This is a genomic window from Bacillus methanolicus PB1 (genome assembly GCF_000262755.1).
Classification (GTDB): Bacteria; Bacillota; Bacilli; order Bacillales; family Cytobacillaceae; genus Bacillus_Z; species Bacillus_Z methanolicus.
The window spans coordinates 215,148-235,166 of sequence record NZ_AFEU01000002.1; the positions used below are offsets into that span (position 1 = coordinate 215,148).

17 protein-coding genes, 10 tRNA genes and 3 rRNA genes are annotated in these 20,019 nt (G+C 43.4%); 2 read left to right on the forward strand and 28 right to left on the reverse strand.

The window, feature by feature from the left end:
- Positions 1–18 precede the first annotated feature (18 nt).
- The 16 genes from PB1_RS06050 to PB1_RS06125 form a co-directional block, all read right to left on the reverse strand.
- Positions 19–1,125, reverse strand: a complete 1,107-nt coding sequence (locus PB1_RS06050) for a DUF1648 domain-containing protein (RefSeq protein ID WP_003351385.1) — start codon at positions 1,123–1,125, stop codon at positions 19–21.
- Positions 1,122–1,511, reverse strand: a complete 390-nt coding sequence (locus tag PB1_RS06055; RefSeq protein WP_003351386.1) for a GntR family transcriptional regulator — start codon at positions 1,509–1,511, stop codon at positions 1,122–1,124. Before PB1_RS06055 ends, PB1_RS06050 begins: the two co-directional genes overlap by 4 nt.
- Before the next feature lie 223 nt (positions 1,512–1,734).
- Positions 1,735–1,810, reverse strand: a tRNA-Ala gene (locus tag PB1_RS06060).
- A gap of 3 nt (positions 1,811–1,813) precedes the next feature.
- Positions 1,814–1,888 (reverse strand) — tRNA-Gly (locus PB1_RS06065).
- A 74-nt stretch (positions 1,889–1,962) separates the two neighbouring features.
- A tRNA-Lys gene (locus tag PB1_RS06070) sits at positions 1,963–2,035 on the reverse strand.
- Between the two features lie 6 nt (positions 2,036–2,041).
- A tRNA-Gln gene (locus PB1_RS06075) sits at positions 2,042–2,116 on the reverse strand.
- A 67-nt stretch (positions 2,117–2,183) separates the two neighbouring features.
- Positions 2,184–2,268 (reverse strand) — tRNA-Tyr (locus PB1_RS06080).
- Between the two features lie 14 nt (positions 2,269–2,282).
- Positions 2,283–2,355: transfer RNA gene (locus PB1_RS06085), tRNA-Thr, on the reverse strand.
- 4 nt (positions 2,356–2,359) lie between these two features.
- A tRNA-Val gene (locus tag PB1_RS06090) sits at positions 2,360–2,432 on the reverse strand.
- Between the two features lie 8 nt (positions 2,433–2,440).
- Positions 2,441–2,515, reverse strand: a tRNA-Glu gene (locus PB1_RS06095).
- Between the two features lie 27 nt (positions 2,516–2,542).
- Positions 2,543–2,615 (reverse strand) — tRNA-Thr (locus tag PB1_RS06100).
- 42 nt (positions 2,616–2,657) lie between these two features.
- Positions 2,658–2,732: transfer RNA gene (locus PB1_RS06105), tRNA-Asn, on the reverse strand.
- A 131-nt stretch (positions 2,733–2,863) separates the two neighbouring features.
- Positions 2,864–2,979: ribosomal RNA gene (gene rrf, locus PB1_RS06110) — 5S ribosomal RNA — on the reverse strand.
- A gap of 243 nt (positions 2,980–3,222) precedes the next feature.
- Positions 3,223–6,156: ribosomal RNA gene (locus PB1_RS06115) — 23S ribosomal RNA — on the reverse strand.
- Between the two features lie 151 nt (positions 6,157–6,307).
- A 16S ribosomal RNA gene (locus PB1_RS06120) occupies positions 6,308–7,860 on the reverse strand.
- Together the 16S, 23S and 5S rRNA genes with 10 tRNA genes alongside form the textbook arrangement of a ribosomal RNA operon.
- Before the next feature lie 242 nt (positions 7,861–8,102).
- A complete protein-coding gene (locus PB1_RS06125) occupies positions 8,103–8,330 on the reverse strand; it encodes a hypothetical protein (protein ID WP_003351387.1) in 228 nt (75 codons plus the stop codon).
- 260 nt (positions 8,331–8,590) lie between these two features.
- Between PB1_RS06125 and pdaB the strand changes: the two genes are divergently transcribed.
- A complete protein-coding gene (gene pdaB, locus PB1_RS06130; protein ID WP_003351388.1) occupies positions 8,591–9,343 on the forward strand; it encodes a polysaccharide deacetylase family sporulation protein PdaB in 753 nt (250 codons plus the stop codon).
- Positions 9,344–9,394: 51 nt separating this feature from the next.
- Here the strand turns inward: pdaB and PB1_RS06135 are convergent, their stop codons facing one another.
- A complete protein-coding gene (locus PB1_RS06135) occupies positions 9,395–10,027 on the reverse strand; it encodes a KinB-signaling pathway activation protein (RefSeq protein WP_034645086.1) in 633 nt (210 codons plus the stop codon).
- Positions 10,028–10,178: 151 nt separating this feature from the next.
- Between PB1_RS06135 and gerD the strand changes: the two genes are divergently transcribed.
- Positions 10,179–10,799 carry a spore germination lipoprotein GerD gene (gene gerD, locus PB1_RS06140; RefSeq protein WP_003351391.1) on the forward strand — a complete coding sequence of 207 codons (621 nt, stop codon included), beginning with the start codon at positions 10,179–10,181 and terminating at the stop codon, positions 10,797–10,799.
- A 136-nt stretch (positions 10,800–10,935) separates the two neighbouring features.
- Here the strand turns inward: gerD and PB1_RS06145 are convergent, their stop codons facing one another.
- The 11 genes from PB1_RS06145 to PB1_RS06195 form a co-directional block, all read right to left on the reverse strand.
- Entirely contained in the window at positions 10,936–11,997 is a 1,062-nt protein-coding gene (locus PB1_RS06145; protein ID WP_003351392.1) for an Mrp/NBP35 family ATP-binding protein, read from the reverse strand.
- Positions 11,998–12,398: 401 nt separating this feature from the next.
- Complete coding sequence (gene cwlD, locus PB1_RS06150; RefSeq protein WP_003351393.1) at positions 12,399–13,121, reverse strand: N-acetylmuramoyl-L-alanine amidase CwlD; 723 nt, start codon at positions 13,119–13,121, stop codon at positions 12,399–12,401.
- A gap of 80 nt (positions 13,122–13,201) precedes the next feature.
- Entirely contained in the window at positions 13,202–13,645 is a 444-nt protein-coding gene (locus PB1_RS06155) for a YbaK family protein (protein WP_003351394.1), read from the reverse strand.
- A gap of 282 nt (positions 13,646–13,927) precedes the next feature.
- Complete coding sequence (rpsI, locus tag PB1_RS06160; RefSeq protein WP_003348563.1) at positions 13,928–14,320, reverse strand: 30S ribosomal protein S9; 393 nt, start codon at positions 14,318–14,320, stop codon at positions 13,928–13,930.
- Positions 14,321–14,340: 20 nt separating this feature from the next.
- Positions 14,341–14,778, reverse strand: a complete 438-nt coding sequence (gene rplM / locus PB1_RS06165; RefSeq protein ID WP_003351395.1) for a 50S ribosomal protein L13 — start codon at positions 14,776–14,778, stop codon at positions 14,341–14,343.
- Positions 14,779–14,961: 183 nt separating this feature from the next.
- Entirely contained in the window at positions 14,962–15,699 is a 738-nt protein-coding gene (truA, locus tag PB1_RS06170; protein ID WP_003351396.1) for a tRNA pseudouridine(38-40) synthase TruA, read from the reverse strand.
- Between the two features lie 13 nt (positions 15,700–15,712).
- The gene (locus PB1_RS06175) at positions 15,713–16,510 is read right to left on the reverse strand and encodes an energy-coupling factor transporter transmembrane component T family protein (RefSeq protein WP_003351397.1); all 798 of its coding nucleotides are present in this window, start codon (positions 16,508–16,510) and stop codon (positions 15,713–15,715) included.
- Positions 16,507–17,376 carry an energy-coupling factor ABC transporter ATP-binding protein gene (locus tag PB1_RS06180; protein ID WP_034644965.1) on the reverse strand — a complete coding sequence of 290 codons (870 nt, stop codon included), beginning with the start codon at positions 17,374–17,376 and terminating at the stop codon, positions 16,507–16,509. Before PB1_RS06180 ends, PB1_RS06175 begins: the two co-directional genes overlap by 4 nt.
- Entirely contained in the window at positions 17,352–18,191 is an 840-nt protein-coding gene (locus PB1_RS06185; protein ID WP_034644967.1) for an energy-coupling factor ABC transporter ATP-binding protein, read from the reverse strand. Before PB1_RS06185 ends, PB1_RS06180 begins: the two co-directional genes overlap by 25 nt.
- 334 nt (positions 18,192–18,525) lie before the next feature.
- Positions 18,526–18,888, reverse strand: a complete 363-nt coding sequence (gene rplQ, locus PB1_RS06190; RefSeq protein ID WP_003351398.1) for a 50S ribosomal protein L17 — start codon at positions 18,886–18,888, stop codon at positions 18,526–18,528.
- A 76-nt stretch (positions 18,889–18,964) separates the two neighbouring features.
- A complete protein-coding gene (locus tag PB1_RS06195; RefSeq protein WP_003351399.1) occupies positions 18,965–19,909 on the reverse strand; it encodes a DNA-directed RNA polymerase subunit alpha in 945 nt (314 codons plus the stop codon).
- Positions 19,910–20,019: the final 110 nt, after the last annotated feature.

Genomic DNA, 20,019 nt, shown 5'->3' on the forward strand with positions numbered 1-20,019 from the left:
AAAGTTCCGTTTTGTACGTCATAAAAGAAAAATGATGAGCAAAATGAGCAATAATGGACCAAACAGAATAAGATAACCGATTGGGTGAGCGAAATTGATTGTCCAGCCAACTCCGAATCTTTTTTCTACGAAAATAGATGGATCTTCTTTGTTTACATAAAAAATTCCTGCTTTCCAATATTTATCGTTGTCAACATCCGTTATCCCGGAAACCGGCTCGTCTTCATGTACAACATCAATACGTGAACCGCTCTGACCAACTTTAAACACATAAACTGCGGCAGCAATAAGTATTAACAATAAGAAACCAAGCGGCATGGAAAGCATTAATACTTCATTACCAATATCTTCATGTATTGTCGTTAGTTGAAGAAAGCCAAAAAGTACAGTTAAGAGGACACTTAACAGGAACATGAACCAGCTCGTATATTTCCTGAATAACAACTGCTGTACACGTGATGCATTGCTTCTTGTCGCACTTATATTAATACCGGATTGTTTAGTGATTGCATTAATTCCGAGCATCATCGCCTGCAAAATGAGAAGGACGCAGAGAAGAGAAATGGATGAAAATGGTGTTTTCGTAGTAAATGCGTCCGGTTGTCCGTCGGCTCCCCAATGCATTGGAATCTTGTCAGGGATATTATCGTACTGTATTGCTGTATAAGCAATAAGGCCGATTGTAATAACCATCGGTATTGTGAATACATATGCAGAGAGCATTTCGTCTTTCGTCCGAATTGCAATATCTGCGATTTTTATTTGCTTCAAATTTGCCCCCCAGTTATTATCCCGTTTCAGTCGAGTCGTTTTCGCATGGAACAAAAAGTAAAGGCCCATGCTCACAAAAATGACAAAAAACTGAATTGCCAACCCGGTTAAAACGAGCCTTTCTTCAGTAGGATTTACAATTTTCGCCCATATGAAATAAGCAGCCAGTAAAATTAAACCGACAAGAAGAGTAGTAGTTGAGTAAATTTTTTTATAAGAAGCAATTGTCCGATTATCCGTATGTCCTTCAGGAATTGTAACGCCAAAAGCAACTGTTCGTTTTAATAAAAAGGGAATAGCAGAATTCAAAATAACGATAAAACCAATTGTGATTAGAAAGATCGGTAAGATCATTTTTTCTCCCCCCGGATATCTGAAATGATAGATAAAGTCAGTTCGCGTATTTCATCAGCATTCATCCCTAGAGCAAGTGCTTCTGCAATGATGGGCCTAAAATCATTTACTATTCGTTCAACATGAACTTCTCGCTGTTCACCTCCAACGGGAGAATTGATAATTGCCCCAGACTTAGGAACAATTTTAATAAAGCCTTTCTTCTCAAGCTCATGATAACTTTTATTGACGGTATGCATATTTACTCCAAGGTCAGCTGCAAGCGAACGAACAGATGGTAACGAATTGCCGCTTTTCAATATTCCACAGGCAATCCCTTTAATAATTTGATTCGATAATTGTGTATAAATAGGAATATCGGAATGCGGTTCAATTTTAATGAACAAAAAAAATACCTCCTAACTGTTCTACTATTATTATAACAAAATTATTCTATAATGTATAGAACAAATATCATAAAAAATTTGATCGTTGCTCTCTGTTTAGCTTAATTTTTTTATCCAAACGAAAATGTGTCTATACCCCAACAAATAGTATAGAGCCATAAAAAAAGCCCCAAACCAAATAAGGTCTGAAGCTTAACTTTAATAACATATTTAGTGTGATGGTTGGTGGAGCCTAGCGGGATCGAACCGCTGACCTCCTGCGTGCAAAGCAGGCGCTCTCCCAGCTGAGCTAAGGCCCCGAATGGAGCGGAAGACGGGACTCGAACCCGCGACCCCCACCTTGGCAAGGTGGTATTCTACCACTGAACTACTTCCGCAATTTAATTATTCAGAATCGAATGAAGACCCTACATTTTTTGCAGGGACTTCAATAACTTGCACTCTTTTTCGATGAGCCATGGAGGACTCGAACCTCCGACCCTCTGATTAAAAGTCAGATGCTCTACCGACTGAGCTAATGGCTCTATTAATGGCTGGGCTAGCTGGATTCGAACCAGCGCATCACGGAGTCAAAGTCCGTTGCCTTACCGCTTGGCTATAGCCCATTAATGTGATTCAATTCATAATAAAAAGGACAGTTATAACTTGTCCATATTCTTGAAATATATGTAATGGTGGAGGGGGACGGATTCGAACCGCCGAACCCTGAGGGAGCGGATTTACAGTCCGCCGCGTTTAGCCACTTCGCTACCCCTCCATACGAATTTGAGATGCCGGCGAGAGGAATCGAACCCCCAACCTACTGATTACAAGTCAGTTGCTCTGCCAATTGAGCTACACCGGCATGATGGAGGATGACGGGATCGAACCGCCGACCCCCTGCTTGTAAGGCAGGTGCTCTCCCAGCTGAGCTAATCCTCCAAAAAAAATGGTGACCCGTACGGGATTCGAACCCGTGTTACCGCCGTGAAAGGGCGGTGTCTTAACCACTTGACCAACGGGCCAAAAATCGAAACCAATCATTTCCAGAGAGCTTCCAACCGGGCTCGAACCGGTGACCTCTTCCTTACCATGGAAGTGCTCTACCTGCTGAGCTATGGAAGCATTTGCTTTAGCTCATAAGACATAAAGTCTTTATGAAAAAGATGGCTCCGCAGGTAGGATTCGAACCTACGACCGTTCGGTTAACAGCCGAATGCTCTACCACTGAGCTACTGCGGAATAATTATTATTACTTCCTAAAGCTTGTCCAGCTTAGATAAATATCCCAATCTCAGCACGCTTAGACAAGATTCATCTCGATCGGTACATCTTGCAGTTTTTTCATCTCAACTGCATATATTATATATTCAGCCTGGCAGCGTCCTACTCTCGCAGGGGCAGTGCCCCAACTACCATCGGCGCTGAGAAGCTTAACTTCCGTGTTCGGCATGGGAACGGGTGTGGCCTTCTCGCCATCGCCACCAGACTAAGTTATCAAAGACATATTTTATTATAATGCCTTTTTTGATTTTTGCAAGAGGAATTTTCATTCTCTCAAAACTAGATAATGATTGAAGAAGATGGAAGATTGAGTATCGTTTTAATGGTGTCCGGTTCCGGCTCCTAGCCTCTCGAGGTTGCTTCGCTTCTTCTGTCAAAGTCTTTAGGACTTTTCCGCCAGAAGCTCCGGCACTTGTCGAGGCTAAACAGTCGACCTCCACCTTTCTTATAGGTTAAGTCCTCGATCGATTAGTATCTGTCAGCTCCACGTGTCGCCACGCTTCCACCTCAGACCTATCAACCTGATCATCTTTCAGGGATCTTACTAGCTTGACGCTATGGGAAATCTCATCTCGAGGGGGGCTTCATGCTTAGATGCTTTCAGCACTTATCCCTTCCGCACATAGCTACCCAGCGATGCCTTTGGCAAGACAACTGGTACACCAGCGGTGCGTCCATCCCGGTCCTCTCGTACTAAGGACAGCTCCTCTCAAATTTCCTGCGCCCGCGACGGATAGGGACCGAACTGTCTCACGACGTTCTGAACCCAGCTCGCGTACCGCTTTAATGGGCGAACAGCCCAACCCTTGGGACCGACTACAGCCCCAGGATGCGATGAGCCGACATCGAGGTGCCAAACCTCCCCGTCGATGTGGACTCTTGGGGGAGATAAGCCTGTTATCCCCGGGGTAGCTTTTATCCGTTGAGCGATGGCCCTTCCATGCGGAACCACCGGATCACTAAGCCCGACTTTCGTCCCTGCTCGACTTGTAGGTCTCGCAGTCAAGCTCCCTTATGCCTTTACACTCTGCGAATGATTTCCAACCATTCTGAGGGAACCTTTGGGCGCCTCCGTTACTTTTTAGGAGGCGACCGCCCCAGTCAAACTGCCCGCCTGACACTGTCTCCCGCCCCGATCAGGGGCGCGGGTTAGAATTTCAATACAGCCAGGGTAGTATCCCACCGGCGCCTCCACCGAAGCTGGCGCTCCGGCTTCTCAGGCTCCTACCTATCCTGTACAAGCTGTACCAAAATTCAATATCAGGCTGCAGTAAAGCTCCACGGGGTCTTTCCGTCCTGTCGCGGGTAACCTGCATCTTCACAGGTACTATAATTTCACCGAGTCTCTCGTTGAGACAGTGCCCAGATCGTTACGCCTTTCGTGCGGGTCGGAACTTACCCGACAAGGAATTTCGCTACCTTAGGACCGTTATAGTTACGGCCGCCGTTTACTGGGGCTTCGATTCAGAGCTTCGCGTAAGCTAACCCCTCCTCTTAACCTTCCAGCACCGGGCAGGCGTCAGCCCCTATACTTCGCCTTGCGGCTTCGCAGAGACCTGTGTTTTTGCTAAACAGTCGCCTGGGCCTATTCACTGCGGCTTTTCCGGGCTATGCACCCAGAAAAGCACCCCTTCTCCCGAAGTTACGGGGTCATTTTGCCGAGTTCCTTAACGAGAGTTCTCTCGCTCACCTTAGGATTCTCTCCTCGCCTACCTGTGTCGGTTTGCGGTACGGGCACCTTTTCCATCGCTAGAGGCTTTTCTTGGCAGTGTGGAATCAGGAACTTCGGTACTATATTTCCCTCGCCGTCACAGCTCCGCCTGATGCTGACGGGATTTGCCTCGTCAGCGGCCTAACTGCTTGGACGCGCTAATCCAGCAGCGCGCTTGCCCTATCCTCCTGCGTCCCCCCATCGCTCAAACGGAAAAGAGGTGGTACAGGAATATCAACCTGTTGTCCATCGCCTACGCCTTTCGGCCTCGGCTTAGGTCCCGACTAACCCTGAGCGGACGAGCCTTCCTCAGGAAACCTTAGGCATTCGGTGGATGGGATTCTCACCCATCTTTCGCTACTCATACCGGCATTCTCACTTCTAAGCGCTCCACCAGTCCTTCCGGTCTGGCTTCAACGCCCTTAGAACGCTCTCCTACCGCGGACACCGACGGTGTCCACCCACAGCTTCGGTGATACGTTTAGCCCCGGTACATTTTCGGCGCAGAGTCACTCGACCAGTGAGCTATTACGCACTCTTTAAATGGTGGCTGCTTCTAAGCCAACATCCTGGTTGTCTAAGCAACTCCACATCCTTTTCCACTTAACGTATACTTTGGGACCTTAGCTGGCGGTCTGGGCTGTTTCCCTTTTGACTGCGGATCTTATCACTCGCAGTCTGACTCCCAAGGATAAGTCTTTGGCATTCGGAGTTTGTCTGAATTCGGTAACCCGATGAGGGCCCCTAGTCCAAACAGTGCTCTACCTCCAAGACTCTTGCACTTGAGGCTAGCCCTAAAGCTATTTCGGAGAGAACCAGCTATCTCCAAGTTCGATTGGAATTTCTCCGCTACCCACACCTCATCCCCGCACTTTTCAACGTGCGTGGGTTCGGGCCTCCATCCAGTGTTACCTGGACTTCACCCTGGACATGGGTAGATCACCTGGTTTCGGGTCTACGGCCGCATACTCATTCGCCCTGTTCAGACTCGCTTTCGCTGCGGCTCCGTCTTTTCAACTTAACCTCGCATGCGACCGTAACTCGCCGGTTCATTCTACAAAAGGCACGCCATCACCCATTAACGGGCTCTGACTACTTGTAGGCACACGGTTTCAGGTTCTCTTTCACTCCCCTCCCGGGGTGCTTTTCACCTTTCCCTCACGGTACTGGTTCACTATCGGTCACTAGGGAGTATTTAGCCTTGGGAGATGGTCCTCCCTGCTTCCGACGGGATTTCACGTGTCCCGCCGTACTCAGGATCCACTCGAGGAGGGAACGAAGTTTCAACTACAGGGTTGTTACCTTCTCTGACGGGCCTTTCCAGACCTCTTCGTCTACTCCGTTCCTTTGTAACTCCATACAGAGTGTCCTACAACCCCAAGAGGCAAGCCTCTTGGTTTGGGCTGTTCCCGTTTCGCTCGCCGCTACTCAGGGAATCGCGTTTGCTTTCTCTTCCTCCGGGTACTTAGATGTTTCAGTTCCCCGGGTCTGCCCTCCTAACCCTATGGATTCAGGTTAGGATCCTATCCCATTACGGATAGGGGGTTTCCCCATTCGGAAATCTCCGGATCAATGCTTACTTACAGCTCCCCGAAGCATATCGGTGTTAGTCCCGTCCTTCATCGGCTCCTAGTGCCAAGGCATCCACCGTGCGCCCTTTCTAACTTAACCTAAAAGGTTTGAAACCTAAAATGGCGATACTCGGTTCTTCTTTTGCCTTCTTCAATACGATTATCTAGTTTTCAAAGAACGAAGTTGTGAGGAATTGCTCCCTCAAAACTAAACAAACAAAAGCGATCAACTTCATGTTTAAAATCCTTAGAAAGGAGGTGATCCAGCCGCACCTTCCGATACGGCTACCTTGTTACGACTTCACCCCAATCATCTGTCCCACCTTAGGCGGCTGGCTCCTTAAAGGTTACCTCACCGACTTCGGGTGTTACAAACTCTCGTGGTGTGACGGGCGGTGTGTACAAGGCCCGGGAACGTATTCACCGCGGCATGCTGATCCGCGATTACTAGCGATTCCGGCTTCATGCAGGCGAGTTGCAGCCTGCAATCCGAACTGAGAATGGTTTTTTGGGATTGGCTCAGGCCTCGCGGCTTAGCAGCCCTTTGTACCATCCATTGTAGCACGTGTGTAGCCCAGGTCATAAGGGGCATGATGATTTGACGTCATCCCCACCTTCCTCCGGTTTGTCACCGGCAGTCACCTTAGAGTGCCCAACTGAATGCTGGCAACTAAGGTCAAGGGTTGCGCTCGTTGCGGGACTTAACCCAACATCTCACGACACGAGCTGACGACAACCATGCACCACCTGTCACTCTGTCCCCCGAAGGGGAACGTCCTGTCTCCAGGATTGTCAGAGGATGTCAAGACCTGGTAAGGTTCTTCGCGTTGCTTCGAATTAAACCACATGCTCCACCGCTTGTGCGGGCCCCCGTCAATTCCTTTGAGTTTCAGCCTTGCGGCCGTACTCCCCAGGCGGAGTGCTTAATGCGTTAGCTGCAGCACTAAAGGGCGGAAACCCTCTAACACTTAGCACTCATCGTTTACGGCGTGGACTACCAGGGTATCTAATCCTGTTTGCTCCCCACGCTTTCGCGCCTCAGCGTCAGTTACAGACCAGAGAGCCGCCTTCGCCACTGGTGTTCCTCCACATCTCTACGCATTTCACCGCTACACGTGGAATTCCGCTCTCCTCTTCTGCACTCAAGTTCCCCAGTTTCCAATGACCCTCCACGGTTGAGCCGTGGGCTTTCACATCAGACTTAAGGAACCGCCTGCGCGCGCTTTACGCCCAATAATTCCGGACAACGCTTGCCACCTACGTATTACCGCGGCTGCTGGCACGTAGTTAGCCGTGGCTTTCTGGTCAGGTACCGTCAAGGCACCGCCCTATTCGAACGGTACTTGTTCTTCCCTGACAACAGAGCTTTACGACCCGAAGGCCTTCTTCGCTCACGCGGCGTTGCTCCGTCAGACTTTCGTCCATTGCGGAAGATTCCCTACTGCTGCCTCCCGTAGGAGTCTGGGCCGTGTCTCAGTCCCAGTGTGGCCGATCACCCTCTCAGGTCGGCTACGCATCGTCGCCTTGGTGAGCCGTTACCTCACCAACCAGCTAATGCGCCGCGGGCCCATCTGCAAGTGATAGCCGAAGCCATCTTTCAGCTCTTTCCCATGCGGGAAAGAGGATTATCCGGTATTAGCTCCGGTTTCCCGAAGTTATCCCGGTCTTGCAGGCAGGTTGCCCACGTGTTACTCACCCGTCCGCCGCTGACTTCAGGAAGCAAGCTCCCATCAGTCCGCTCGACTTGCATGTATTAGGCACGCCGCCAGCGTTCGTCCTGAGCCAGGATCAAACTCTCCAAAAAAGAGTAAGATAAGCTCAAAAATAATAGAATTAACGTTGACGCTTTTGTTTGTTCAGTTTTCAAAGAACAAATCTTACTTGTCGCTTAAAGGCGACTTTCTTAATATATCATACCACTGTCATTATGTCAACATCATTTTTCTTTTGTCAGTTGTTAAACAACAGCGACGTTTTTTAATATACCAGCGACAAATACGAAAGTCAACACTTTTTACGCAATTTTTTTACATAGAAGTAAAACTATCATTTCTTTGCTATTTGTGATTTTGCAGGTAGATATTTTAGACATTCACTTGGAGAAGCAATTCTTTTAAAGAGGGAAAACAATACTTTATACCTTTCTTGCATAGCACTTTTTACAATATGTTCGATTCGTTCGTCATTCAATTCAAACAAAATCTCGTCCATTTCTCTCTTCATTAAATATTGCAATTCCTTTACCTCTTTTTCATTTACTAAAATTCCTATCATAATTCCACTCCTTTGCTTGTTGGTTCGAAATCAAACCGTTGACGTGTTTGTTAAGAGCGATTGCGGCGGCATTTTCTCTATTTTCGCTGGAAGAACACATCATTCCAATACTGAGTTTTCATAGAACTTTTGACACTACCAAATCCGTCTACTGTAATTTTTTCCAATTGATACTTTTTTATGTTCAAAAACTTTATTCATACTCAAATAACCTATGCATATGATTTAGACAAGGAGTGTTATTCGGACGAGGTGATCGTATGAATTTCTTTTTAGTTTTGAGTGGAAGGTCCTTAAAGCAGTTTTTGATTATCCTGATCGCTGCATTTTTCACAGCATGTTTTTTTTATGCAGAATCGGGTATCTATATTCCTGTTTTTTCTGCAAAGGATGGACCAAAGGCAGTTTATAGAGGGGAAAATGGAGTTGCTCTCACCTTCAATATTGGGTGGGGCGATGAAAAAGCTGAACCTATTCTCGATGTTTTAAAAAAAGAAAATGTAAAAGCCGCAACTTTCTTTCTTTCAGGTTCCTGGGCGGAAAGACACCCTGATCTTGTAGATCGAATCGTCAAAGACGGCTATGAAATCGGAATGCTCGGTTATGCTTATAAGGACTATACTGAGCTTGAAGTGGAAAAAGTGCGGCAAGATATTGTCAAGGCACAGGAAGTATTTAAAAAGCTGAATGTAAAAAATGTAAAATTACTGCGGGCTCCAACCGGTCATTTTGACAAAACCACTTTAAAATTGGCTGATCGTTTTGGTTATACGGTCGTCCATTGGAGTATTGATTCCAAAGATTGGACCAATCCCGGTACAAATATAATTAAGGAAAATGTATCAAAAGCAAAAAAAGGAGATATTATTCTGCTTCATGCATCTGACTCAGCCAAACAGACAGCTTCAGCTCTTCCTGGCATTATTCAAGATTTGAAAAGGAAAAACCTTAAACTCGTAACGGTTTCTGACATGATTGTTAACGGAAGTGCGAAAGCAAATGAAATTAAATAGAAAAATAAGCCAGGCGTTGTTATTTTCGCGCTTGGCTTTTTTCGTTAGTATTTAATTTGCCGGCTTGTTTTTCAGACGATTTTTTTGATGTTCTGATTTCTCATTTAATTTATGGAGTATTAAAATCTGGTATGCGTTGCATGCTATTAATGGAAATAGCATTAAATACAGCCAGCTTTCTTCGTTTACCCACAATACGGGAACCCATTCAATCACCGTTATGACCACCATAAAAAATAATGCGGGAATAAAGGCATTTTTATTCGTTTGCTTTACTTTTAAGATGGCGATAATTAACCCGACCGCTAATATGAAAAATGCCATTCCAACATACGGAAGAATGCTTTCTCCTTTTTTTGCAAACGTTTGAAATCGAAAATACACCAAATCAAAAAGGACAAATAAAAGGATGATCAATTGAACCGGTTTCCATAGCGACTTAAATATACCAAGCCCAAACCGGTGAACCGTTAAATATGCGAAAAAACCCATTTGGCTTATAAGACTAAAGATTAATCCTACACCTATTAGCCAAAATAATATTGATAAGATTTCCTTAATATCAAAATCAATAAATATCGGCTTAAATTCATCCCAGCGAACAATAAATCCAACAATACCGGCGGTTAACCCGCCAATTATTAAGGTCGTCAAAAATAACCTTACCCAGTTTCGGCTAGTCACAGCTTTTTCCCCCATTTATCCTCATTCATTTCACTTATATGATTGTATCAACCAGACTTTGAAAAATCTAGGTATTCGCAAATAAACGCATATTTTTTCTTGATTTTTCCCAATATAAACTTAAGCATTTTTATGTGAAAGGAGCTGAATAATGGTGAATAAAGGAACTTTGCTCCTCCCTTTTTTTCTTTTAATTTTGATTGCAGGCTGCGGTCAGAATGAAGCAGGCAGCCGCCAGCTTGATTATGATGAAACCAAAAAAATGGTTGTCGATATATTAAAGACCGATGATGGGAAAAAGGCAATTCAAGAAATTATGAGTGACGATAAAATAAAGAAAGAGCTTGTAATGGATCAGCAAGTGGTAACTGAAACCATTCAAAAAACATTGACTTCAGAAGAAGGGGTCGAATTCTGGAAAAAGTCGTTTGAAGATCCGAAGTTTGCGGAAAGCATGGCAAAAAGTATGGAAAAAGAACATGAGGCATTATTAAAAAGGTTAATGAAAGATCCGGAATATCGAGGCATGATGATAGAGGTCATGAAAGATCCGGAACTTCATAAAGAAGTGGAAGATTTGATGAAAAGCAATGAGTACCGTAAACACATCCAAAAAGTTATGACCGAGACGTTTGAAAGCCCGCTTTTTAAAGCAAAAATTCAGGATATTATTATTAAAGCTGCCGGAGAAGTGCAAAGCGGAAAACAAGAGGATCAAGGCGGAGACAAGTCTGGTGGAGGCGGCGAAGAACAAGGACAAGGTGAAAGCTGATCAATGTAAAGGGCCTGGCCCTTATAACGCTTTAACGCTTCACCGTGACAGGGGCCTGACCCTCAATACGGTAAAGCGTTAAAGTGATTAGAATAGGGTTCAGATCGGATCTGAACCCTTTTTCATTCTTTTCGAGTTATGATTTTGCTTCCAATATGTTGAGCACTTTCTGCGCAATGTCACGATAGAGCTTGCCGAGCTTATGGTTTTCTTGGTAGATGGACGGAGCAAAATCTTCTTCGTTCCAATCAGGCTGTTCAAGAGGCAGCTGTCCAAGCAGCTCTGTATTTAGCTCTTCCGCTAGTTTCTTTCCTCCGCCTTTTCCAAATACATATTCTTTCTCACCTGTTAATTTGCTTTCAAAATAAGACATATTTTCAATTACGCCGAGAATTTCATGTTCTGTTCTTATGGCCATCGCACCTGCCCTGGCCGCTACAAAAGCAGCTGTCGGATGTGGCGTTGTCACAATAATTTCTTTACAGGATGGAAGCATCGTATGCACGTCCAAGGCGACATCCCCTGTTCCGGGAGGAAGGTCAAGAAGCAGAAAGTCTATATCCCCCCATTCAACTTCATTAAAAAAGTTGTTCAGCATTTTGCCAAGCATTGGACCGCGCCAGATTATCGGAGCATTATCCTCTACAAAAAAGCCCATTGATATCACTTTTACTCCAAATCTTTCTACCGGAATGATTTTTTCGCCTCTCACAACAGGACGTTTTGTAATGCCCATCATATCCGGAACACTGAATCCATAAATATCGGCGTCGATAAGCCCTACCTTTTTCCCTAACCGTGCTAAAAAAACAGCTAAATTGACAGAAATGGTAGATTTTCCGACCCCGCCTTTCCCGCTGGCAATCGCAATAAACGTTGTCTTGCTTTCGGGAGACAGCAAGCCCTTGTTATTAGATCCCGTTTCGGTCCTATATTTTTTCAGTGTCTCTTCCGGAAGTTCGCTGAATCGGATTCCAACTGTTTCTGCTCCTGCTTCTTTTAGCAATTGAACAACTTTTGTTTGCAGTTGAAGTTGTTCTGCTGTTCCTGTTTTCGCAATCGCAATTTTTACACTGACATGATTTTTTTCTTCTTTTACTCTCACTTCTTGAACGGCATTTAATTCTTCCAGTGTTTTATGTAAAAATGGTTCTTCTAATCCATTGAGAATATTAAGAATTTTCTCTTCTGTCAACATACTCGACTCCCGCCTTTTGTATTCGTTTACAATTATCAGTATAACATACCATTATTAATAAAGCTCTTTTTGCAGATATTGTTGCTATTGTAAATGAAAGAACACTTGTTCTATAATAAATATAGAAATCTATAGAGTTTCCGTTTTGCTGTGAATGCACGCTGCGCTTGATGGGAACAGACACCAAGCAACTCACGGATTTTCTAAAAGCAACAATCTTTTAGAAAAGAGCGTTAACCGGATACCATTGAAAAAAAGAGAAACGGGGTAGATAAGAGGCTGTCTAAAAAGCCTAAGGGTCAGACCCCATAGCACAATATATAGAACATAATGTTGGATAAATGTGCTATATATTGATAAATGCACATGAGGTCAGACCCTTATGAGACTGCCTCTGTTTCCTAACCATCAGACTCCTGCAATTCTTTTTCGGTTGTAAAATAACGAATAATACCTTTATATATCGACGCTGCAACCTTTTCTTGATAGGCTTCGTTTTTCAAGTTTTCTTTTTCTGCCGGATTGGAAAGAAAGCCGATTTCAACAAGAACGCCCGGTTTGTCTGCATTCTTTAGGATATAAACACCATTAATTGGTTTGGCCTTTCGATTTGTATTTTCTAAATTCCGTCTTAACTCATCCTGAATAAACTTTGCTGCTCTTCTATTTTCCTCCATGTGAGGTGCATAGAATGTTTGGGCTCCGCTCCATCTCGGAGAAGGAATTGCATTTAAATGGATACTCACAAAAAAATCTGCATCCGACTCATTGATCATTTCCAACCTTCGTTTGAGATCTTCGACCTTTCTTCGGCTGTAGCCTCTCGTTTCTTTATCAGCTAGATCTGTATCTGCTTCCCTTGTCATAAGTACAAGGGCACCTTGGTGCTGCAAAAAGTCCCTTACTTTAAGCGAAACATTCAACGCGATATCTTTTTCTAATGTGTCTCCGGAACTCGCTCCCCCATCCGGACCGCCGTGGCCCGGATCAATTAAAATAATTTCACCTGTTAAGGGAAGATTCCATGAGTGCCAGGAATTATTTTCTATAAAATCATACTTAATTATGATTAGCAAAATGATGATCCCGATTGCAAATACACCTATTTTCACACTTTTTCTCATAAACCTAACCCTACCCCCTGCATGTCCCTGTACAATTCAATATATGGGACAGGGGGTATGATTAGAACCGGGATTAGAAATTAATGCAGACGCAGCTTGCGGCGTCTTTCTCCCTTAATGAATCCTTCTCTCCACCAATATTCGGCATATTGTTCACAAAGATAATAAAGCGACTCGCTGAATATTCCTTCCTCTCCATTTCCCCAATACAAAAAGAAATTGTAGAGTGTTTCAATAAAATGCTTCAGTTCCCTTTCACACCGAAGACGTACAATATCGATTGATTCACCGTAATAACCAAACTTACTCATTTTTGCTCCCAACAAAAAAGCTTCGATGGCTATGTCATAACAAGCTTCTTCAATGCCTGATCGGAGCCAAAACCGATTATTTAGCCTTATTTCTCCAAAAAAGTCCTGGAATTTGTTTTTTAACATTTTTATCGATAATTCGCGAAGAATTGAACGCTCATATTTGATTTGTTTTTCCCTTCTTTTTTCTGTAAAGGTAGTAATAACAGTCAATGTATTCCCCCCCTTGAAGATTAGTTTTTAACCTTCTGAGGACAGACATACCATAGGGGAAAATCTTTTGAATTTCCAATTTTGGAGGTTTGTTATAAAAAAATGAAGGATGCGGGAGGTTGGGGAATAAAAAGGAGGCTGAGGCTGTCTCAAAAGCCTAAGGGTCAGACCCCATAACACAATATATAGGACATAATGTTGGATAAATGTACTATATATTGATAAATGCACATGTGGTCAGATCCTTATGAGACAGCCTCAGCCTCAGTGTGTTCCGCACAATTAACGTTTTGAGAACTGAGGAGCACGGCGAGCGCCTTTAAGACCGTATTTCTTACGCTCTTTCATTCTTGCATCGCGGGTTAATAAACCTGCGCGTTTTAATGTTGGACGGTATTCTGGATCTACTTGAAGTAATGCACGGGCAATACCGTGGCGGATTGCGCCTGCTTGACCAGTGTAGCCGCCTCCCTTTACGTTTACAAGAACGTCGTAGCTGCCAAGAGTTTCTGTAGCTACTAGCGGTTGTTTCACAACTTCACGTAAAGCTGCAAACGGAATGTAGTTTTCAATGTCACGACCATTAATGATGATTTTCCCGTCGCCTGGAACTAAACGAACACGTGCGACGGAGCTCTTACGACGACCAGTACCCATATATTGAACCTGTGCCAAGTTAATAACCTCCCTTTTCATTATCCGCGAAGTTCGTAAACTTCAGGTTTTTGTGCTTGGTGCGGATGCTCGCTACCAGCGTATACGTGTAATTTTTTGAACATTTGGCGGCCAAGAGAATTCTTAGGAAGCATGCCTTTAATTGCAAGCTCTAACATTTTTTCCGGATAATTTGTACGCATTTCAAGCGCTGTTCTCGATTTTAATCCTCCGGGATATTGGCTGTGACGATAGTAGATTTTGTCATTCAGCTTATTACCGGTTAATTCAATTTTAGAAGCATTGATGATAATGACATGATCACCAGTGTCCACATGTGGTGTGTATGTCGGTTTATGTTTACCGCGAAGGATTGATGCTACTTCACTTGCAAGACGGCCTAAAGTTTGTCCTGCAGCATCAACCACGTACCATTTGCGTTCGATTGTATTAGCATTAGCCATAAACGTTGTACGCATTGATTTACCCTCCTAAGTTAAAAATCCATTCAAAATTGGTTTTCATATATTTCAATCACGAATAAGTTTCCGGGGCTTATCGTGGGGTTAAAAAATCATACCATATGATATAATATCTCTTTTGTGCGCTTGTTGTCAACACGAGGATTCGTTGTCACAGAAAAAATAAAAAAGTAATATTCGTTAATAAAAAACCCTCCACAAATATAATCCGTGTGCCGGTGCTGTTTTTCCTGCAAACTTCCGGTCTTTTTTTTCGAGTATGTCAGGGATCGAATCGGGACTTCGGCTGCCGCTCCCCACTTCAAGCAATGTTCCAGTGAGAATGCGCACCATGTTATAAAGAAACCCGTTTCCGATAAACCGGAAGACGAGAAGGTCTCCCTCTTGAAAAAAATCAATTTTTTCAATTGTACGAACTTTATCCTCAATTTCTGTTTTAGCAGAACAGAAGCTTGTAAAATCATGTGTGCCTATTAAGTATTTGAGCGCTTCCTTCATCGCGGCATAATCCAGCGGATAAGGAAACTGGTAAGCATAATGCCGTTTAAAAGGATCGCGTTTCGGTGATAAATGAACAAAATAGCGGTACTCTTTTCCAAACGCGTCAAAGCGTGCATGAAAGCCGGGAGCCGCTTTTTCAACACGGATGACAGCAATATCATCAGGCAAGATTGAATTTAATGCTATTTCCCATTTTTCTGTCGAAATCGCTAAAGCGGAATCAAAGTGAATCACTTGTCCTTTCGCATGGACCCCGGCATCGGTGCGTCCGGAAGCACTGATTTTTATACGTTTTCCTTTATGAAGTTTTGAGAGGGCAACTTCAATTTCTCCCTGGATTGTCCGCTTGCCCGGCTGAATCTGATATCCTGAAAATTGAGAGCCATCATAGGTAATCGTACATTTGAATCTTCGCATTTTAAAACTCCACTTATGTTCTAAACAAGATTAATAAAATAGTGATAAGTCCTAATAGAAAGAGCATAACGGTATCAACCGGCTTCCAATGTAGCTGACGATATTTCGTTCTTCCTTCCCCGCCGCGGTATCCCCTGGCTTCCATCGCGATAGCAAGCTCTTCCGCTCTCTTAAAAGAGCTGACGAATAAAGGAATTAACAGTGGAATAATTGCTTTAATCCGTTCTTTTACAGGTCCGCTTGTAAATTCGACGCCTCTTGCAGTCTGGGCTTTCATAATCTTATCGGTTTCCTGCATTAAGGTTGGAATAAAACGAAGCGAAATAGACATCATAAAAGCTAATTCATGTACCGGAAACTTTACTTTGTTCAGCGGCTTTAAAAGCGTTTCAAGCCCGTCTGTAATCTCTATCGGGGTTGTTGTTAATGTCAGCAAAGACGTTACTAATATTAGTAGGAAAAACCTCAATGAGATAAAAATCCCTTTTCTAAGCCCTTCATCATATATTTTTACCGGCCCCAATTCAAACAGCATCTGTCCTTCTTTTGTTAAGAACAAATGAAGCAGCATTGTAAAAACGACAAGCCAAAAAACCGGTTTTAAGCCTGCATAGAGAAAGCGAAAAGGAATTTTGGACAATCTCATCATAATGAGAGTGTATACAGCAAGGATCCCATAAGTGATATTATTGTTGGCAAGAAACACTATACACACAAACAAAAAGACTATTAGAAGTTTAGAACGGGGGTCCATACGGTGGATAACGGAATCGGCAGGAACATATCTGCCAAAGATCATTTTTTCCATCATACCGGATTCCCCCTTTTCAAAAGGCGAGCGATAGCTTCTGTCAGTTCTTCCATGGAAAGAAATGTTTTTCCTAATTTTGTTTGAAAAGTCTGTTCAATTTTTAATTGAAAACGAACAATTTCCGGAACATCCAGGCCAAGCTTGATCAACCCTTCGGGAGAAGAAAAGATCTCTTCAGGGCTTCCTTTTTTGAATACATTTCCCTTATGCATAATAACAATTTGATCTGCATACCGTGCGGCATCTTCCATACTGTGGGTAACTAAAACAGTTGTCAAATTTCTTTCCCGGTGAAGACGATGGAACATTTCCATAATTTCTTTGCGGCCGCGGGGATCGAGACCAGCAGTCGGTTCGTCTAGAACGATCACTTCAGGTTCCATAGCCAGTACTCCCGCAATAGCTGCCCTTCTCATTTGACCGCCGGATAAATCAAACGGCGATTTCCCCAGAATATTTTCAGGCAGTCCAACTTGCTTGATCGCTTGCCGGGCACGTTTTTTTGCCTCTTCTTCTGAAACGCCGAAATTCATTGGCCCGAAACAAATATCTTTTTCTACCGTTTCTTCAAACAGCTGATGTTCCGGAAATTGAAAAACAATACCAACCTTTTGCCGAATGTCCCGCAGCCTTTTTTCTTTATTATTCCTTGAAATTTCCCGGTCGCCAATGATAACTTTTCCGCCGGTTGGCTTTAATAATGCATTCAAGTGTTGAAGGACAGTTGATTTTCCCGAACCGGTGTGCCCGATAATCGCCAAATACGTTCCGGAGGGAATATCAATCGAAACATCCTGTATTGCGAGCCGTTCAAAAGGAGTATCAGCCTGATACCGGTATTCTACTTGTTGCAATGAGATGTCCATAATTCTTTCACCAACTCTTCTTCTGACAAAAAATATTTAGGAACAGGCAGTCCTCTTTTCCTCAGTGCCTTGCTCAATTTGACCGGAAATGGGATATCCAGACCAAGTTCTATTAATTCTTCATCCATTTGAAAAATTTGTTCCGGAGTACCTTCACGATATAGTTGCCCCCTGTTCATCACAAGAATCCGATCAGCCTTGGCAGCTTCTTCTAAATCATGGGTAATCGAAATAACAGTTAACCGCTCCGTGTCTTTTAATTCTCTTATCGTTTGTAAGACTTCTTCTCTTCCTCTAGGGTCAAGCATTGAAGTTGCTTCATCCAATATAATAATTTCCGGCCTTAAGGCAAGAATACCCGCAATCGCCACTCTTTGCTTCTGTCCTCCTGACAGATGGTGCGGCTCTTGATTCAGAAATTGATACATATTAACTTTCTCTAGCGCTTCTTTCACACGCCGGACCATTATCTCACGTGGAATACCGTTATTTTCTAAACCAAAAGCCACATCATCCTGAACAGTTGTACCTACAAATTGGTTATCAGGATTTTGAAAGACCATTCCGATCTTTTTTCTTATTTCCCAAACGGTCTCTTCTGTACTTTCGATGCCGCTTACTTTAATTTTCCCTTTCATGGGAAATTGCAGGCCGTTTAATAACTTTGCCAATGTAGACTTGCCTGACCCATTATGTCCTACAATAGCAACCCATTCTCCTTCGCGGATTTCAAAAGAAACATCCTTTAATGCATATCCTTCTTGTCCTTCATATTGAAAAGAAACATGATCGAGAACAACAAGCGCTTCTTCCATGGTGGTCCTCCCATAAACTCTGCTTCCTTTACTATACTCTTCTATACTGTCAAAATCAAAAAAAGTTCCATATATAAAAAAAAGCCTGCACCTCATTCCCCGGCGAAATTTCCAATTTAATAAAAAATCGAAATTCCTGCAAGGAATGGGAAGAGGCGCATGAGCTAGACAAGCCACCTAAAAGATGCTCATCATAACGCTCGTTATTGGCTTTGCTTCTGAATAGCAGCGCGAAGAATCAAACTCCAATTGCCATTTTATCCGATATACAACAAGGGCATAGAACAAGTTTCGATATAAACTGTCCTCCGCCCTTGTTGTTTGTAATAAATTATTAAACTAGCTCGATAATAACCATTGGTGCACCGTCACCACGGCGAGGACCAAGTTTCATGATACGAGTGTAGCCGCCTTGGCGTTCTTCGTAACGAGGAGCGATATCAGTAAATAATTTTTGAAGTGCATCTTGTTCTGTTTCAGTATTCGCTACTTCGTTACGGATAAAAGCAGCAGCTTGACGACGAGCATGCAAATCGCCGCGCTTTCCGAGAGTGATCATTTTTTCTACAACTGAACGAAGTTCTTTCGCACGAGTTTCAGTTGTTTCGATACGCTCATTAATAATTAAATCAGTTGCTAAGTCACGCAACATCGCTTTACGCTGAGCACTAGTACGTCCTAACTTTCTGTAAGCCATGAAAGTTTCCCTCCTTTGTTGAAGTCATATTTGTAAGCCGGGCTGACAGCAAAATGCCTAGTTAAGCAATTGTTAACTAGTCATCTTTTCGCAAGCCTAATCCGAGCTCTTCTAGTTTGTGTTTTACCTCTTCAAGAGATTTGCGTCCTAAATTACGCACTTTCATCATATCTTCTTCCGTTTTATTCGCTAATTCCTGAACGGTATTGATTCCGGCACGTTTTAGGCAGTTATATGAACGAACCGAAAGATCAAGTTCTTCAATTGTCATTTCAAGAACTTTTTCTTTTTGGTCTTCTTCTTTCTCAACCATAATTTCTGCATTTTGTGCTTCATCCGTTAATCCGACGAAGATATTCAAATGCTCCGTTAATATTTTGGCCCCTAAAGCAATTGCTTCCTGCGGCCCGGTGCTGCCATCTGTCCACACATCTAGCGTAAGCTTGTCATAGTTTGTCATTTGGCCAACACGAGTATTTTCTACCTGATACTGAACCCGTGAAACCGGAGTGTAGATGGAATCAATTGGGATCACACCAATTGGCTGATCTTCTCTTTTGTTCAGTTCAGCAGGCGTATAGCCGCGGCCGCGTTTTGCAGTTAAACGCATGCGCAGATGACCGTTTTTTGCAAGAGTCGCGATGTGAAGATCCGGATTTAAGATTTCAACATCACTATCATGTGTAATATCAGCTCCAGTTACTACTCCTTCTCCCCGCGCATCAATTTCAAGCATTTTTTCTTCATCAGAATATATTTTCAGTGCTAATTTCTTAATGTTTAAAATGATAGATGTAACATCCTCTTCAACGCCTTCAATTGTTGAAAACTCATGAAGCACCCCATCGATTTGAATCGATGTGACAGCGGCACCTGGGAGTGAGGATAATAGGATACGACGTAAGGAGTTACCCAAAGTTGTACCATATCCACGCTCAAGTGGTTCTACAACGAACTTCCCGTATTTGGCATCATCGTTGATCTCAACCGTTTCAATTTTTGGTTTTTCTATTTCGATCATCAAATATACCCTCCTTCAAAACGTCGAAACCCCGGTATGGCCAACATACCGAAATTCCCCATGTATACGTTCCCGTTTGTGCACAACAACTGGATTAATAATTCTGTACG